Source organism: Mesorhizobium sp. M8A.F.Ca.ET.218.01.1.1, assembly GCF_004791165.1.
GTDB lineage: Bacteria > Pseudomonadota > Alphaproteobacteria > Rhizobiales > Rhizobiaceae > Mesorhizobium.
Window position 1 is genome coordinate 87,313 of the sequence record NZ_SRUZ01000003.1, and the last position, 16,174, is coordinate 103,486.

Annotated in this window: 14 protein-coding genes; 2 read left to right on the forward strand and 12 right to left on the reverse strand. The window is 63.9% G+C overall.

Annotation, left to right across the window (positions count from 1 at the left end; all coding sequences use genetic code 11):
* Positions 1-25 precede the first annotated feature (25 nt).
* From EN861_RS11545 to EN861_RS11575, 7 genes are all read right to left on the reverse strand, one after another.
* Positions 26-1,681 carry an ABC transporter ATP-binding protein gene (locus EN861_RS11545; protein WP_135863619.1) on the reverse strand — a complete coding sequence of 552 codons (1,656 nt, stop codon included), beginning with the start codon at positions 1,679-1,681 and terminating at the stop codon, positions 26-28.
* Positions 1,678-2,529: an ABC transporter permease gene (locus tag EN861_RS11550; protein WP_127278240.1), complete on the reverse strand. Its 852-nt coding sequence runs from the start codon at positions 2,527-2,529 to the stop codon at positions 1,678-1,680. The genes EN861_RS11545 and EN861_RS11550 overlap by 4 nt, the downstream gene beginning before the upstream one ends.
* Positions 2,526-3,476 carry an ABC transporter permease gene (locus EN861_RS11555; protein WP_127278239.1) on the reverse strand — a complete coding sequence of 317 codons (951 nt, stop codon included), beginning with the start codon at positions 3,474-3,476 and terminating at the stop codon, positions 2,526-2,528. Before EN861_RS11555 ends, EN861_RS11550 begins: the two co-directional genes overlap by 4 nt.
* Positions 3,477-3,562: 86 nt before the next feature.
* Complete coding sequence (locus tag EN861_RS11560; protein WP_127278238.1) at positions 3,563-5,173, reverse strand: ABC transporter substrate-binding protein; 1,611 nt, start codon at positions 5,171-5,173, stop codon at positions 3,563-3,565.
* Positions 5,174-5,236: 63 nt separating this feature from the next.
* On the reverse strand, positions 5,237-5,959 hold the full coding sequence (locus EN861_RS11565) for an HAD-IA family hydrolase (protein WP_127278237.1): 723 nt from the start codon (positions 5,957-5,959) through the stop codon (positions 5,237-5,239).
* 238 nt (positions 5,960-6,197) lie between these two features.
* Positions 6,198-7,571 carry an aspartate aminotransferase family protein gene (locus EN861_RS11570; RefSeq protein WP_135863622.1) on the reverse strand — a complete coding sequence of 458 codons (1,374 nt, stop codon included), beginning with the start codon at positions 7,569-7,571 and terminating at the stop codon, positions 6,198-6,200.
* A gap of 15 nt (positions 7,572-7,586) precedes the next feature.
* Entirely contained in the window at positions 7,587-8,426 is an 840-nt protein-coding gene (locus EN861_RS11575; RefSeq protein ID WP_135863624.1) for a GNAT family N-acetyltransferase, read from the reverse strand.
* 320 nt (positions 8,427-8,746) lie between these two features.
* On the opposite strand from EN861_RS11575, the gene EN861_RS11580 reads away from it, so the two are divergent.
* A complete protein-coding gene (locus EN861_RS11580) occupies positions 8,747-9,415 on the forward strand; it encodes a haloacid dehalogenase type II (RefSeq protein ID WP_135863626.1) in 669 nt (222 codons plus the stop codon).
* A 17-nt stretch (positions 9,416-9,432) separates the two neighbouring features.
* The gene (locus EN861_RS11585; RefSeq protein WP_135863628.1) at positions 9,433-10,707 is read left to right on the forward strand and encodes an FAD-binding oxidoreductase; all 1,275 of its coding nucleotides are present in this window, start codon (positions 9,433-9,435) and stop codon (positions 10,705-10,707) included.
* Positions 10,708-10,729: 22 nt separating this feature from the next.
* On the opposite strand, the gene EN861_RS11590 is transcribed toward EN861_RS11585, so the two are convergent.
* The 5 genes from EN861_RS11590 to EN861_RS11610 form a co-directional block, all read right to left on the reverse strand.
* Positions 10,730-12,190 (reverse strand): NAD-dependent succinate-semialdehyde dehydrogenase, encoded by a 1,461-nt coding sequence (locus tag EN861_RS11590; RefSeq protein WP_135863631.1) that lies wholly within the window; start codon positions 12,188-12,190, stop codon positions 10,730-10,732.
* A 17-nt stretch (positions 12,191-12,207) separates the two neighbouring features.
* The gene (locus EN861_RS11595) at positions 12,208-13,251 is read right to left on the reverse strand and encodes a tartrate dehydrogenase (RefSeq protein WP_135863633.1); all 1,044 of its coding nucleotides are present in this window, start codon (positions 13,249-13,251) and stop codon (positions 12,208-12,210) included.
* A gap of 10 nt (positions 13,252-13,261) precedes the next feature.
* A complete protein-coding gene (locus EN861_RS11600) occupies positions 13,262-14,725 on the reverse strand; it encodes an aldehyde dehydrogenase family protein (RefSeq protein ID WP_135863635.1) in 1,464 nt (487 codons plus the stop codon).
* Positions 14,726-14,863: 138 nt separating this feature from the next.
* Complete coding sequence (locus EN861_RS11605; RefSeq protein WP_127277636.1) at positions 14,864-15,217, reverse strand: cupin domain-containing protein; 354 nt, start codon at positions 15,215-15,217, stop codon at positions 14,864-14,866.
* A 23-nt stretch (positions 15,218-15,240) separates the two neighbouring features.
* Positions 15,241-16,164: a glyoxylate/hydroxypyruvate reductase A gene (locus EN861_RS11610; RefSeq protein ID WP_135863637.1), complete on the reverse strand. Its 924-nt coding sequence runs from the start codon at positions 16,162-16,164 to the stop codon at positions 15,241-15,243.
* Positions 16,165-16,174 lie beyond the last annotated feature (10 nt).

The window sequence follows — 16,174 nt, forward strand, 5'->3', positions numbered from 1 at the left end:
TCCGAGGTGAGGCCTTACCGCCTCGTCAACGGTGGCCGTACTGGCTGACGAGTTCGGGGTCGCGGACGAGGCCGTCGAGCCATGTCGGGTCGAGCTTCGGCACCGAGGAGAACAGCAGCTTGGAATAGGGGTGGGTGGCTGACTTGACTTTGTCGGGCGTGATCTGCTCCACCCGCTCGCCATTGTACATGACCATGATCTCGTCGCAGATGGCCTCGACGACCGAAAGGTCATGGCTGATGAAGATGTAGGAGAGCCCCAGCTCGCGCTGCAGCTCCTTGAGTAGCTCGATCACCGCGGCCGCCACCACCGTATCGAGCGCCGAGGTGATTTCATCGCAGATGATCAGCTTGGGGTCGGCCGCCAGCGCGCGCGCGAAGTTGACGCGTTGCTTCTGGCCGCCGGAGAGTTCGGATGGATGGCGGTAGCGCAGCGTCTTGGGCAGGCGCACCATGTCGAGCAGTTCGTCGACGCGCTTCGACCGCGTCTGCCTGTCGAGGCCATGATAGAAGGCCAGCGGCCGGGCGATGATGTCTTCCACCGGCTTGGCCGGATTGAGCGCGGTATCGGCGTACTGGAACACGATCTGCATCTCGCGCAGCTGGTCCTGGCTGCGTTTGCCCGCCGCGCGCTGCAATTCCTCGCCGTTGAAGACGATCTCTCCGGCGGCCGCCGGATGGATGCCGGCGATCACCCGCGCCAGCGTCGATTTTCCGCAGCCGGATTCGCCGATGATGCCGAGATTGCGCCCCTTCTCCACGACCAGGCTGACGGAATCGACAGCTCGGATGAGGGGCAGTCCGTCATCCCGAACCGCCCCGTAGCCGGCGGTAACATTGTCGATGCGCAGCAACTGGTTGGCCGTGGCATCCGCGTCCGCATGCGCCTGCCGCGGCTTCGGTTCAAACGCTGCCAGCAGCTCGCGCGTGTAAGGGTGCTTGGCGGATGAAAGGATTTGAGCTGTGGTGCCGGTCTCCTGCACTTCGCCGCCCTTAAGCACCACGATGCTGTCGGCGATCTGGGCGACGACAGCGAGGTCGTGGGACACATAAACGCCTGCGATCCCGCCCGCCTTCATCACCGACTTGAAGGCCTTCAGCACGTCGATCTGCGTGGTGACGTCGAGCGCCGTCGTCGGCTCGTCGAAGATCATCAGCTTGGGGTCCCCGATGAGCGCCATGGCCGCGGCCAGCCGCTGCAGTTGTCCGCCCGAAACCTGGTGCGGATAACGGGCGCCGATCCCTTCGGGGTCCGGCAGCGATAAGGCCCTGAACAGCTCGACGGCACGCTTGCGTGCCTGCTCGGGCGGCATCAATTTGTGGATGCGCGTGACCTCGATCACCTGCTCCATGATCGTGGACGAGGGGTTGAAGGACGCGGCGGCACTTTGCGGAACATAGGCGATGTCGGTGCCGCGTAGTTTGGCGCGCTCCTTTTCGGAAAGCGCCGCCATGTTCTTGCCGTTCACGTTGATCTCGCCGCCGGTGATCCGGCAGCCTGGCCGTGCATGCCCCATGAGCGAGAGCGCCACTGTCGTCTTGCCGGAGCCGCTCTCACCGATCAGGGCGACGATCTCGCCGTCGGCTATATCGAGGCTGACGCCCTTGATGATTTCGACAATCCGCCCGGCATCGGTCGTCGCCTCAATCTTTAGGTTCCTGACCTCGACGAGATTGGTCATGCGTCCCTGTCCCTGATCTTCTTCGGCAAATTGTCGATCAGCAGGTTGACGCTGATGGTGAGGCTGGCGATCGCCAGCGAGGGCACGATGACGGCGGGAGCCGCGAAAGGCAGGCCGCCGATATTCTCGCGCACCAGCGCGCCCCAGTCGGCGAGCGGCGGCTGCAGCCCAAGCCCGAGGAAGGATAGGCCGGAGAGCAAGAGCACGATGAAGACGAAGCGCAAGCCGAAGTCGGCCAACACCGGGCGGATGATGTTGGGAAGGATCTCGGAGCCTATGAGATAGATGGTGCTCTCGCCTCGCACGCGGGCGACGGTCATGAAGTCCATCGTGTTGATGTTGACCGCGAGCGCCCGCGCGAAGCGGTATGCGCCCGGGATGTAGATGACGGCGAGCGTCAGGATCAGCACCGGGATCGACGAGCCGACCGCGGCGACGACCACGAGGCCGAACAGCTTGCTGGGGATGGAGTTCATCGCATCCAGGAAGCGGCTGAGGCAGGCGTCAAACCAGCCACCGGTGACGGCCGCGATCATGCCGAGCACGACGCCCGAAAAGCAGGCGATGGAGACGGCGGCGAGCGATATGCCGACGGTATAGCGCGCGCCCATCAGCACCCGCGAGAGCATGTCGCGCCCCAGATAGTCCGAGCCGAGCCACAGCCCCTGGCGCATCGGCCCGAAATAGTCGTCGTCGACGATGTCGCCGATCGAATGGGGGATGATGTAGGGCGCGAAGATGGCGATCAGCGTCCACGCCAGGATGACCAGCGCGGCGACGACGCCCACGAGGTTGTAGCTGCGGCCCAGGAACGACCGTTGGGAAGCTGCCACGCGCGCCACCATCATCTGAGTCTCGGGTTGGACATGATGGCGACGATGTCGGCGGCGGTGATGAGCAGCAGATAGCCAAGGCAGAAGATCATCGCGCAACTCTGGATCAGCGGCAGGTCGCGGGTTGCGACCGCGTCGACCATCAGCTTGGCGATGCCGGGATAGTTGAAGATGGTCTCGACGATGATGACGCCGCCGACCAAGTAGGACAGCGAGAGCGCGATCGCATTGACGATGGGGCCGAGGGCGTTGGGCAGCGCGTGCTTCAGCACCATGCGGCTGCGCGATGCGCCCTTGAGAAGCGCCATCTCGACATAGGGCGTGGAGAGCGTTTCCATCACCGCGGCGCGGGTCATGCGGATCATCTGTGCGGAGATGACGAAGGTGAGGGTAATCACCGGCATCGCATAGATGCGCACGAGGTCGGTCAGCGAATGCGCCTCGTTGACCGAGGACAGGGCCGGCAGCCATTTGAGATAAACGGCGAACAGCAGCACCGCCAGCGTCGCGACCATGAATTCCGGCACGGAGATGACGCCGATCGAAAGGATGGTAACGGTGCGGTCGTAAATAGAGCCTCGCAGCATCGCGGCGGTGATGCCGAGCGTCAGGGCCAGCGGCACCGAGAGCAGCGTGGTGATGCCGGCAAGCTCCATCGTGTTGACGAAGCGCCCGCCGATCAGCTTCGCGACCGGCATCTCGTTGGCATAGGAGGTGCCGAGGTCGCCATGCAGCAGGCCGAAAAGCCAGAGCAGGAAGCGCAGGATCGCCGGATCGTTGAGATGCATGGCCTCGCGCAGGCCAGCGACCGCCTCGGGCGTAGCCGCCTGGCCGAGCAGAATCGACGCGGTGTCGCCAGGCAGCATGCTAGTGGCGAAAAACACGGCGAACAGGACGATCAGCAGAGTGACGACCGCGACCGCCAGCCGCTTCAGCACGAGGTTGAAAACCCCAGACTTCATGGAAGCGCTCCCTGCGGTTGCATTCGGTCGAACAATCTTGCGCAATGCAGTGCCGGGGCCGGCCGACCGTCCCCGGCAGGCGCCTCTCAGGCTTCGAGCCAGAGATATTCCGCCATTGCGTAGCCCATCATGCCACCAAGCGGGTTCGCCTCCAAACCCTTCACCTTGCTGGAGAGGGCGTCGACGTTTGAAATGTAAGCCGGGATGATGGTGCCGGCCTCTTCGGAGACCATGGTCTGCATCTGGCCGTAGATTTCCTTGCGCTTGGTTTGGTCGAGCGAGCCGCGCGCCTCGACAAGGAGCTTGTCGAACTTCTCGGACTTGTACTGGCTTTCGTTCCACGGCGCGCTCGAAGCGTAGAGGAGCGAGAACAGGATGTCCGGCGTCGGGCGCGGATTGATGTTGCCGAAATGGATCGGCGCCTTGAGCCAGTAGTTGTCCCAGTACCCGTCGGAAGGCACGCGCTGGACATCGAGCTTCATCCCGATATCGGCGCCGGCCGCCTGGATGATCACAGCCATGTCGATTGACGAGGTCGCTGCGTCGGAAGCGATCACCGGGATGGACTGGCCGAGCAGGCCAGACTTCTGGAAGTGGAACTTTGCCTTGTCCGGGTCGAAAGCCTTCGGCTTGAGGTCGGCATTGTGGAAGATGTTCGCCGGCGAGACGGGCTGGTCGTTGCCGATTTCGCCGAGACCGCGCAATGCCGATTTGACGATCTGTTCGCGGTTGACGAGATACTTCATGCCGGCCACGAAATCGGCCTTGTTGCCCGGGTCCATGTCGAGCCGGATGTTGAGGTCGGTGTAGTTGCCCGAGGTCGTCTTCGATAATTCGAAACCCTGCTGGCCTCCAATGAGCTTCATCGCGCGCGGATTGATGGAAGCGGCAAAGTTGATGTCGCCGGAGAGCAGGGCGTTGACGCGGGCGCTGTCGTCGCTGATGGCGATGAACTCGAAGGAGTCGAGATAGGGCTTGCCCGACTTCCAGTAATTCTTGTTCTTGGTGACCACCGAACGTACGCCAGGCTCGAACGTTTGCAGCACGAAGGCCCCGGTGCCGTTGCCCTTTGAGAAATCCGTGGTGCCATTCGCGACGATCATGAAGTGATGCAGCGCCAGGATCGTCGGAAGGTCGGCATTCGGATCGGCCAACGTGATTTCCACGGTGGACTTGTCGACCGCTTTGAAGCCGGTCATCTGCGCGGCGATCTTGGCGACCTTGGAGCCGACCGCCGGATCGAGATGGCGCTTCATCGAGAAGACCACGTCGTCGGCCGTGAGGTCCTTGCCGTCGTGGAAGGTCACGCCCTTGCGCAGCTTGACGGTCCAGGTCTTGGCGTCCTTGGTGTCGAAGCTTTCGGCCAGCTCCATTTGCGTGGCGCCATCCTTGTCGAGGAAGGTCAGGCGGTTATAGAGCGAGCAACAGCGGACATAGTCGGTCGAGAGAGATGCCTTCGCCGGATCGAGCGTGTCGGCTGTCGAGGACGACCAGCCGGCCGCCTTGAAAGTTCCGCCGGAGACAGGCGCGGCGGCGACGGCCTGTGTCGCGCGGCCAAGCACCACGCTGCCCGCGGCAACCGCGGCGCCGCCGGCCAGCAGCATCTTGAGAAGTTCTCGGCGGCTGGCGCCTCGCCGGATGGCGCTTTCGACCATGGCATCGTCTGCGCAGGTCCAGTTGGTGATCTTGTCGGTCATGTCATTCCCCTTTCTGTTGGTTTCGTCCGGATGCTCGTCTTGGCGCGCGCTTTCCGGCATGGCTCAGGTTCGTTCCTTCAGGCTTTCCCGCACGGCCGCCGCCAGGGCTGCCATCGAGGTGAAGTGGTAGTCCGGCTTAGTAAAGCGCTCGGGCTCGATCGTGCCGCCATAGCCCTTCTGGGCGTGCCGGCGTTCGATCCAGCAATTGGTCATGCCAAGCGCCCGGGATATGCCGATGTCGTGGTACTGGCTTTGCGCGACGTGCAGGATGTCGTCCCTGCCGTCGCCGAGCGAGGCCACGAAATCGAACACCTTCTGGAAGAAGGCCGGGTCCGGTTTCTCCGTGCCGGTGTCGTCGGCCGTGAAAGCGGCGAAAAAGGGCAATCCGAGCTGCTTTTCGAAATAATCGAGCGCCCAGCGCCGGGCATTGGTCATCGCGATCAGCTTGTGCGATTTCGCAAGGTCGGCCAATGCCGCAGCGCTATCGGGAAAGCCTTGCCAGACGCTGGCAGAATCCCGCAGACGGATGCCGTATTTTTCCTCGACCGGCAGGTCGAGCTGCGGCGCGATGACCCTGTAGACACGCACGAGATCGTCGGGAAACAGGCCTGCATCGGGCATATAGCGGGCCTGCCGGTAAAGCGCCAACGCCTCTTCGCCATCGATCGAAACACCGGACTCGGCGGCAATGCCAGCCAGGCAGGCCGTTATGCCACCTTCGAAGTCGATCAGCGTGCCGACCACGTCGAAGGTCATGTATTTGAATTGGCTAAAGCCCCTGGCCAAAACTGGCTCTCCTTTTTTGCGCGGCCGAAATACATGTGCTGAACACAACAAAATTCCGTGCTGTCCCGGGCGTGGGCCTGTTTTGAGTGCCCGCAAATCTGGGCTTTCTGGCCTTGTCTTAACTGTAGTCTGGCACTTCCCCCGCGCTGGATTCGCCGAAAAGGCGCGGGACTGCGGCACAAAATTGCGAAATCGTCCGCCCCGGCGATATTTCGAGATGCGAAGAAATCGCCGCCTTTCATGCCATGGCCTGGCGGACATCTGGATCGGCCAGCGTTTGGTCGAGCGTTCGGCGCGTGCGCTCGATGATCGCATCGATATCGCTGTCCGTGCAGCAGAGCGGCGGTGCGTAGCCCAGAACCCCATGCGCAAAGGCACGGATGATCAGGCCGTTGTCCCACGCCCTGTCGAAGACCCGCCGCGCCGGCATCGCCGAGGCGGGAAGCGGTGTCTTCTTCTGCTTGTCGGTCACCAGTTCGACCGCCGCAAGCATGCCGCGACCGCGCACGTCGCCGACCAGCGGATGATCGCCCAGTTCCGCTAATCCCGCCATCAGGCGGGCGCCGGCCTTGATGCCGTTCTCCAGCAGGCCGTTCTCATAGAGCTTCAACACTTCGAGCGCGACGGCGGCGCTGACGGGATGGGCGGAATAGGTGTAGCCATGGCCGACCGCCGAATTGCCGGCGCCATCGGCGATGACGTCGTAGACATGATCGGCCATAAACACGGCGCCCATCGGAACGTAGCCCGAGGTCAGACCCTTCGCCGTCGTCATGAAGTCGGGAACGATGTCCTCCTCGGTACAGGCGAACAGGGGGCCTGTGCGGCCGAATCCGGTGATTACCTCGTCGGCGATGAAAAGGATGCCGTACGACCGGCAGAGTTCCTGTATCGCCTTGATCCAGCCTTTCGGCGGGACGATGACGCCGCCCGAGCCCTGGATCGGCTCGGCGTAGAAGGCGGCGACCCGCTCCGGCCCGATCGCCTCGACCATGGTCTTCAGCGCGGCAAGCGAGGCGGCGATGATCGTGCTGCCATCTTCGCCAACCGGGTTGCGGTAGGGATAGGGCGAGGGAATCTTGTGCTGCCATTCGAAGGGAATGCCGAAACCGGCGTGAAAGGCGGGCAGCGCGGTCAGGCCGGCGCCAACCACCGACGACCCGTGATAGCCCTGCTCGATCGAAATAAACTGGTCGCGCTGCGGCTCGCCCTTGGCGTTCCAGTAGTAGCGGACGAAACGGATCGTGCTGTCTACAGCGTCCGATCCGCCGAGCGTGAAATAGACGTGATTGAGATCTCCGGGCGCGCGCTCCGCCAGTTCCGAAGCAAGCCGGATGGCCGGCTCCGAGCCCAGATCGAAATAGGCGGTGGCGTAGGGAAGCTCGCGCATCTGCCGGGCCGCGGCCTCGACAATGCTGTCATGGCCGTAGCCTGCGTTGACACACCATAATCCAGCGAAACCGTCCACGAGTTGCTTGCCGGACACATCGGTCACGGTCGCACCCTTCGCCGATTTCAGCACGCGCACGCCGAGCGCTTCATGGCCGCGATAGGAGGAGACCGGATGAATGAGATGGGCGCGGTCGAGTTCGATCAGGGAATTGGCGAGCATTCTTATCCTCCGGCTTTAGCCGAGCGCTTGGTTGGCGAGTGCGTAAACTTTTGGCCGGGCCTGTACCGCACCCCTGTTGGACGGGCGGTCCATGGTCACGCCGCCGCCGACATGGACGAGGCCGATTCCCGTGAGCCAATTGGCGATGCCGGTCCTGCTGTCGGTATCCACGCGCAGGAAGGCACCGGCACGCGATGCGGCCAAGAAGGCGACCAGGGCCTTGGCATCCTCGACACTTCCAGCGATGACCGGGCCGATCACCTCGCCGCGTCCGAATGGGCGGATCGCGGCATAGGCCTCGATGACGCCGTTGCGGCGGATGACCGCGAATTGACCGCGCTCGGCCAGCGCATCGATCAGAGCTTCACGATCCGCGCCGTAGGCCTCGCGGTCCATCGCCTTGATTTCCGACAGGTCGACGGTGGCCGCGGCCTCCACTTCGTCGGGAGCGCTAAGCGCCGCTACCTGGCCCTGATGTTGCTGGATCGTGCCAGAGGGCACGAAGCCCAGCTTCTCATAGAGGGGCATGCCGTCCCGCGTCGCCACAAGCCGCAACGGACGGTCCTCGGCAAGCGCGAGGGCCTCGTTCATCAGTCGGCGCCCGAGCCCCTTGCCCCGCATAGTCCTGTCGACGATCACCATGTTGATCATGGCGCAATCAGCCCCATAGGGCGTCACCAGGATGGTTCCGGTGACCTGACCATGGCCGCCAAGCGCAACCACGCCGCTCGAGAGCTCTAGCGCCATCTGCCAGTCCTGCGGGCGATGCGGCCAATTTTCTTGACGCGAAAGCGCCACAGCGCCCTCGATATGGTCCGGTCCAAACGCATGGATTTCGATCTGGTCCTGCTGCATGAGGCATCCTTCCGTCTGTCCATAAGTCTTGACCATCGGCGCGCCGCAGATCGTCTGAAGGCACCGGTTTCGGCGGTATCTTTCGCCGTAGCGCGAGTGGTGCGCCGCATCTTGTGCTGGCGCCGTCCGCGGCGGACGCGTTTGAGGTCGAAGAAGCACGCCTGTTGGCCATCAGGATGCTACAGCATGCCAAACCAGCGGCCGGATACGGAACTTTCTGCTTTCGGGAAGGCTATTTCGGTCAGGTGGCTCGTCGCCTGCCGTCCTATGATGATGAATACACCCCAACGCGGATGTGCTTCCACCGGAGATCGACGGACATGGCTTCTTTCAGGCCCAAATACATCACCTTCGACTGCTATGGCACGTTGACCTTTTTCCAGATGGCGGAAGCGGCGCGCGATCTCTACGGCAGCAGGCTCGACGAACCACCCATGCAGGCGTTCATCAAGGACTTCGCGGCCTATCGGCTCGACGAGATCCTGGGTGACTGGAAGCCTTATGCCGAGGTCGTTTACAATGCGCTCGACCGCGCCTGCAAGCGCAACGGTGTCGCGTTCAACCCCGACGACGCCAAAATGGTCTACGAGCGTGTCCCGACCTGGGGACCGCATGCAGATGTTCCGGCGGGCCTGGCGAAGGTTGCCAAGGAAATTCCGCTGGTTATCCTCTCCAACGCCATGAACGCGCAGATCATTTCCAATGTCGAGAAGCTCGGCGCGCCCTTCCATGCTGTCTATACGGCCGAGCAGGCGCAGGCCTACAAGCCCCGCTTCAAGGCCTTCGAGTACATGCTCGACATGTTGGGCTGCGGCCCGGACGATATCCTTCACTGCTCGTCCTCGTTCCGCTACGACCTGATGTCGGCGCACGATCTCGGTATCAAGAACAAGGTCTGGGTCAACCGCGGCCACGAACCAGCCAACCCCTATTACGGCTATGTCGAAATATCGGATATTTCGGGTCTTCCAGGCGTGGTCGGTCTCTAAAAACAGGCGGATTGCCGATGAAGCTGGTCTCCTACTGGCACGACACTGCCCCCGTCTTTGCCGGCGCGGCGCAAGGCCCGGTCGAGGGGCACTACGATGCCGCCATCATCGGCGGCGGCTTCACCGGTCTCGCCGCCGCCCGCCAATTGGCGAAGGCCGGCGCCAAGGTGGTGGTGCTGGAAGCGGAACGCGTGGGCTGGGGTGCATCCGGGCGCAATGGCGGACATCTAAACAACGGACTTGCCCACAGCTACCTCTCGGCCAAGGCGGAACTCGGAAAGGAACGCGCGATCGCGATCTACCGGGCGCTGGACGATTCCGTCGACACCATCGAGGCGCTGGTCGCCGAAGAAGGCATCGATTGCAACTTCCGCCGCTCCGGCAAGCTGAAGCTAGCCTCCAAGCCGCAGCATTTTGATTCGATCGCCCGCAACTTCGAAGCCATCCATGCCGAGGTGGATCCGGATACGGCGCTGCTGTCAGCGGCCGATCTCAAATCGGAGATCGGCTCGCTTTTCCATGGCGCGATGCTGTCGAAGAAGAGCGCCATGATGCATATGGGCCGCTATGTGGCGGGCCTTGCCACCGCCGCCGCCCGCCACGGCGCCGTCATCCACGAGAACACCCGGGTGACGGACCGCAGGCAAGCCGGCACCAGGCATGAGCTGACAACGTCCCGCGGCAAGATCAGCGCCGACAATGTGCTGGTGGCGACAGGCGCCTACACGACACCGAATTTCGGCTATTTCCGCCGCAGGCTCATCTCGGTGGGCAGCTTCATTATCGCCACGCGGCCGTTGAGCGATGTCGAGATCACGGCCACCATGCCTGGCAACCGGACATGCGTGACCTCGATGAACATCGGCAACTACTTCCGCCTCGCACCCGACAAGCGTCTGATCTTCGGCGGCCGCGCGCGTTTCTCGGCGACATCGGACCAGCGCTCCGACGCCAGGAGCGGGCAGATATTGCGGGCGAGCCTCGCGGCGATTTTTCCGCAACTCGCCAAGGTCGAGATCGACTATTGCTGGGGCGGGCTGGTCGACATGACCAAGGACCGCTTCCCGCGCGCCGGCTACCATGACGGGGTCTGGTACGCGATGGGCTATTCCGGTCATGGCGCGCAGCTTTCCACCCAGCTCGGCATGATCCTGGCCGATGCCATGCTCGGCCGCGAGGACCGCAATCCGCTGAAGGGGCTCGAGTGGCCTGCCATTCCAGGCTATTCCGGCAAGCCATGGTTCCTGCCGATGGTCGGCCTCTACTACAAGGCGCTGGACCGGCTCCAGTGACCACTGATCCGGCGGATGGGGTTTAGCCCAGCCCGCCCATATGGAAGCTTTTCATCTCGAGATATTCCTCGCTGCCGGCCTGCGCGCCTTCGCGGCCGAGGCCGGACTGCTTGACGCCGCCGAAGGGTGCCACCTCCATCGAGACCGAGCCGGTGTTCAAGCCCACCATGCCGAACTCCAACGCCTCGCCGACGCGCCAGGCGCGTTTCAAATTCTCGGTGTAGAAGTAGGAGGCAAGTCCGTAGGGTGTGCCGTTGGCCAGCGCGATCGCTTCCTCTTCCGTCTCGAAACGGAAAAGCGGCGCGACCGGGCCGAACGTTTCCTCGCCGGCAAGCTGCATGTCCTTTGTGGCGCCCGTCAGCACCAGCGGCGCGACATACTGAGATCCTTCTGGCAGGGCGGCCTGCTTCTCAGTGACGATCGCAGCACCCTTGGCGAGCGCGTCCGCGACGTGGCGGTTGATTTTCTCGACCGCCGCCATGTTGATCATCGGTCCGATGACGACGCCGGGCTGCGTGCCGGGCCCCACCGTCATGGCGTTGACGCGAGCGGTGAGCTTCGCGGCGAAGGCGTCATAGACACCGGCCTGGACGACGATGCGGTTGGCGCACACACAGGTCTGGCCGCCATTGCGAAATTTCGAAACGAGCGCGCCCTCGATGGCGAGGTCGAGGTCGGCGTCGTCGAAGACGATGAAGGGGGCGTTGCCGCCGAGTTCGAGGCTGAGTCGCTTCACGCTGTCGGCGGCGCCGCGCATCAGCAGCGAGCCGACCCGCGTCGAGCCGGTGAAGGAGATCTTGCGCACTGTCACGTTCGCCATGATCTCGTTGCCGATTTCCGCTGGCATGCCAGTGACGATGTTGATGACGCCGGCGGGAATGCCGGCCCGTTCGGCGAGCACGCCGAGCGCGAGCGCCGAATAGGGCGTGAACTCGGACGGCTTGATGACCACGGTGCAGCCTGCGGCCAGCGCCGGCGCGACCTTGCGGGTGATCATCGCGTTGGGAAAGTTCCACGGCGTGATGATGCCGCAGACACCCACCGGCTCCTTCAGCACGATGATGCGGCGGTCCGGAGTGGGCGAGGGGATGGTGTGGCCGTTGATGCGGCGCGCTTCCTCCGCGAACCATTTGACGAAGGAGGCACCGTAGCGGATCTCGCCCTTGGCTTCGTCCAGCGGCTTGCCCTGTTCCGTGGTCAGGATCAGCGCCAGATCGTCGAGATGCGCCAGCATCAGGCCGTGCCAGGCTTCGAGCAGCGCCGCGCGTTCGGCGTTGGTCTTCTTCCGCCAATCCCGATAGGCGGAAGCCGCGGCTTCTATCGCCGCACGCGTCTCCGCGCCGGCCATGTCGGGCACTGTGCCGATTGCCGACTGGGTCGCCGGGTCGAGCACATCGACCGTCTTGCCGGAGCCGGCAGCAACCCACTTGCCGCCGATCAGGCCGGCTTCGCGAAATAGACTTTTATCGTTCAGGCTTTTCATCGGAAACGACCTTGCAATCAGGTGAGAGCGGCGTCGACGGCGGCCGTGATGGCCCCCGTTCTGCCCTTGCCGGGAATGGTGCCTATGCCGCGCGCGGTTGTCGCTTCGACGGCTTTCATGATGCGGCCAGCGGCGGCTGTTTCGCCAAGATGTTCGAGCATCATCGCGCCGGACCAGATGGTAGCGATCGGGTTGGCTATGCCGAGATGCGCGATGTCGGGCGCCGAGCCGTGCACCGGCTCGAACATCGACGGCGCCGAACGGTCAGGATTGATGTTGGCGGAAGCGGCGTAGCCGAGCCCGCCCTGGATCGCCGCGCCGATGTCGGTCAGTATGTCGCCGAACAGGTTCGAGGCGACGACCACGTCGAGGGTCTCGGGCGCCATGATCATACGCGCGGCGAGCGCGTCGACGTGATAGCTGGTGACAGTGACATCGGGATAGTCCGCCGCCAGCTTGCGCGTGATCTCGTCCCAGAACACCATCGAGTACTTCTGCGCGTTCGACTTGGTGACGGAAGCGAGCTTGCCGCTCCGCGCCCGCGCCTGTTCGAAGCCGAAGCGCAGGATGCGCTCGACGCCGGGGCGGGTGAAGATCGAGGTCTCGACAGCCACCTCGTCCAGCGTGCCTTGATGCACACGCCCGCCGGCGCCCGAATATTCGCCTTCGGTGTTCTCACGGATGCACAATATGTCGAAGCTTTCGGCCCGCAGCGGTCCCGTCACACCCGGCAGCAGGCGATGCGGACGGATGTTGGCGTACTGCACGAATGCCTTGCGGATCGGCAGCAGTAGGCCGTGCAGCGACACCGAATCCGGCACTTCCGCCGGCCAGCCGACGGCGCCGAGAAGAATGGCGTCGAAACCGCGCAAGGTTCCGATGGCGTCTTCCGGCATCATGCGGCCGGTGTCCCGGTAGAACTTGCACGACCAGGGGAATTCGGTTCCGGCAAGTGCGAAGCCGGCATGGTTAGCAGCCGTCTGCAGCACGGACCATGCGGCGGCAGTCACGTCGATGCCGATGCCGTCACCGGGGATCAGGGCGATCGAATAGGACTTCATCGGCATCTCTCTAGAGGCTGATCAGGACGCTCTTGGTCCTGCGATTGGCGAGATAGGCCTCGCGGCCAAGGTCCTTGCCAATGCCGGAGCGCTTGTAGCCACCGGTCGGCAGGATGTGGTCGCGCGAGCGGCTGTAGCGGTTGACCCAGACGGTGCCCGCTTCGAGCTTACGTGCGAAGCGGATGGTGCGCGACAGGTCTGACGTGAACAGGCCGGAAGCCAGCCCGTAGGTCGGATGGCTGGACAGCGCCAGCGCCTCTTCCTCGCTCTCGAAGGTCTGGACGGTCAGGACCGGGCCGAAGATTTCCTCGACGATGGCAGGATTGGCCTGGTCGACATCCGCGATCAGCGTCGGCTCGTAGAAATAGCCGGGATGGTCCATGCTATTGCCGCCGGTCAGGCATTCGCCGCCGGCCGCGACCGCGGCGCGCACGATGCTGTCGATACGCGCCCGCTGCCGTTCCGAGATGATGGGCGAATATTGCGTCGTCGCGTCCCAGGTCGGGCCGGGTCGCACCGCCTTCATCTTCTCCAGGATAGCGGCCGTCAGCCGGTCGGCGACGCGCTTCTCGACGATCAGGCGTGTCGCGGCCACGCAGGCCTGGCCGGCATTGAAGGTGACGCTGCCGGCGATCGCGGAGGCCGCCTTGTCGAGATCGGCATCGGCAAAAACGAGCTGGGGGCTCTTGCCGCCGAGTTCCAGCGTCATTGGTTTGACGCCGGTGCGGGCGACATTCTCCATGATAGCCGAGCCGGCGCGGGTCGAGCCGGTGAAGGAGACCTTGGCGATGTCGGGATGGCCGGTCAGCGCCGTGCCGGTGGTTGGACCATCGCCGAGCACCACGTTGATCAGTCCCGCCGGCAGGCCGGCTCTCACGGCGAGTTGCGCCAGATAGACGGCCGAGAAGGGCGTCATTTCCGACGGCTTCAACACAACCGCATTGCCGGCGGCCAGCGCCGGGCCGAGCTTCCAGCCGGCCATCGAGACGGGAAAATTCCAGGGCGTGATCGCGCCGACGACGCCATAGGGCTCGCTCATGATCATGCCGAGGCTAGCATCGTCGGTCGGCGCGAGCTCGCTGCCTTCCTTGTCGGCGAATTCGGCGAAGAAGCGGATCTGTTCGGCGGTGATGGCGATGTCGCCGGCGACGAGCTGGCCGACCGGCCGCGTCGAGCTCAGCGCCTCGATCCGGGCCAGCGTCTCGGCTTCCGCCTCGATAAGGTCGGCCCAGGCCTGGAGTGCCCTGGTGCGCTCGCGTGGCCGGACGCCGGCCCAGTTGCTGACCTTCAGTGCTGCCTTGGCGCTGTCCGCCGCACGCTCGATCAAGTCAGGGCCGGCTACGGGGCAGTCCGTATAGGATTTGCCGTCCGACGGGCGACGCATCCCGATCACGCGCCCGGCCGGGATCAGTTCCCCGCCGATGAAATGGCCGACGGGGAGGGGAATTGTATCGGGATCGAAGCTCAGGCTCATCGACAACCACTCTGCGGCACCGGCTGGAGCCTAGCGCGTGGCGCCACGCAGCATGCGCTGTTCGGCGTTCCGCCACCGACGAATGTTGCGTGCCAGGCACGAGGGACGGCAAAATCTTCCGCGCGACGACGTGCCTCGCTATCCGACGGTCACGTAGATCTTGCGCACCGTTTCGATGGTCCTCCAGACACCGGTGAAGCCGGGCTTCATGACGAAGCTGTCGCCGGCGCGGTAGGTCACCCTCTCGCCGGCGTCCGGTATGATCTCGATCACGCCGGAGAGAATGTGGCAGAACTCGAAAGTCTCGCCCTTGATCGAGCGCGTCTCACCCGGCGTCGCCTCCCAGACGCCGGTATGGACGAGATCGTCCTTGGCGACATCCTGCGCCCAGGTCTTGAAGGCTGGGTCGCCGGCAATCAGCCGCTCTGGCAGCGACCTGGATTCGCGCGGCGAAAAGGCTGGGTTGGTATCGACGGTCTTGAGCAGGGACAAGGGATGGCCTTTCTGGTTGGATTTCAATAGCCGCGCGACCGGTCGACAAGCCCAATCGGCTCAAGGCCGGCACGGTGGCGCCGGATGTTGTCGATGACGGCGCGTGCCGCGGTCACGCGCTGGGTGACGCTGGCGACATGCGGGGTGAGGATGATCTTCGGATGCGACCAGAGCGGATGGTCCGGGGGCAGGGGTTCGGGATCGGTCACATCGATCATCGCCGCCGAGAGCTGGCCGCTGTCGAGCGCGGCGACCAGCGCTTGATGGTCGAGCTGCGGCCCCCGGCCCGTATGAACGAGGGCCGCGCCTTGCGGTAGCTTTGCGAACAGACCGGCATTGAGAAATCCGCGCGTGTCTTCGGTCAGCGGCAGCAGGCAGATCAATATGTCGCTGGCCGCCAGCATCGCCTCCAGCCCAACCTCGCCGTGGTGGCAGGTCACGCCGTCGATCTGGCGCGGCGAACGGCTCCAGCCGGCGAGCGGGAAGCCGAACGGTTTTAGCCGTTCGAGAACCGCCTGGCCGAGTTGGCCGAGGCCGAGCACGCCGATCCGGCGCGACCCGGCCTGGATCTGCGGAATGTCCAGCCATTCGCCGGCCCGCTGCTGCGCCAGATAGGCGGGCAGGTTGCGGTGCAAGGCGAGCACGGCCAGCGTCACATATTCCTGCATCATGCGCACGATGCCTTCTTCGACCATGCGCACGATCTTCACCGTCGCGGGCACCGCATCAAAGCGGAACTGGTCGACGCCCGCGCCAATCGAAAACAGGATTTCCAGGTTATTGTAGCGGGCGAGATTATCCGGCACGGTCCAGGTGATGAGGTAGCGCACGGCGTTGGGATCGACCGTTGCGGCATCCGTGGCGAAGGCAACGTCTGGCAAGTCCTGGGTAAACGCATCTGCAAATATTGCAGCGCGTCGCGCATCGGAATTGAACAGGAATGTCATCCAGGCTTCC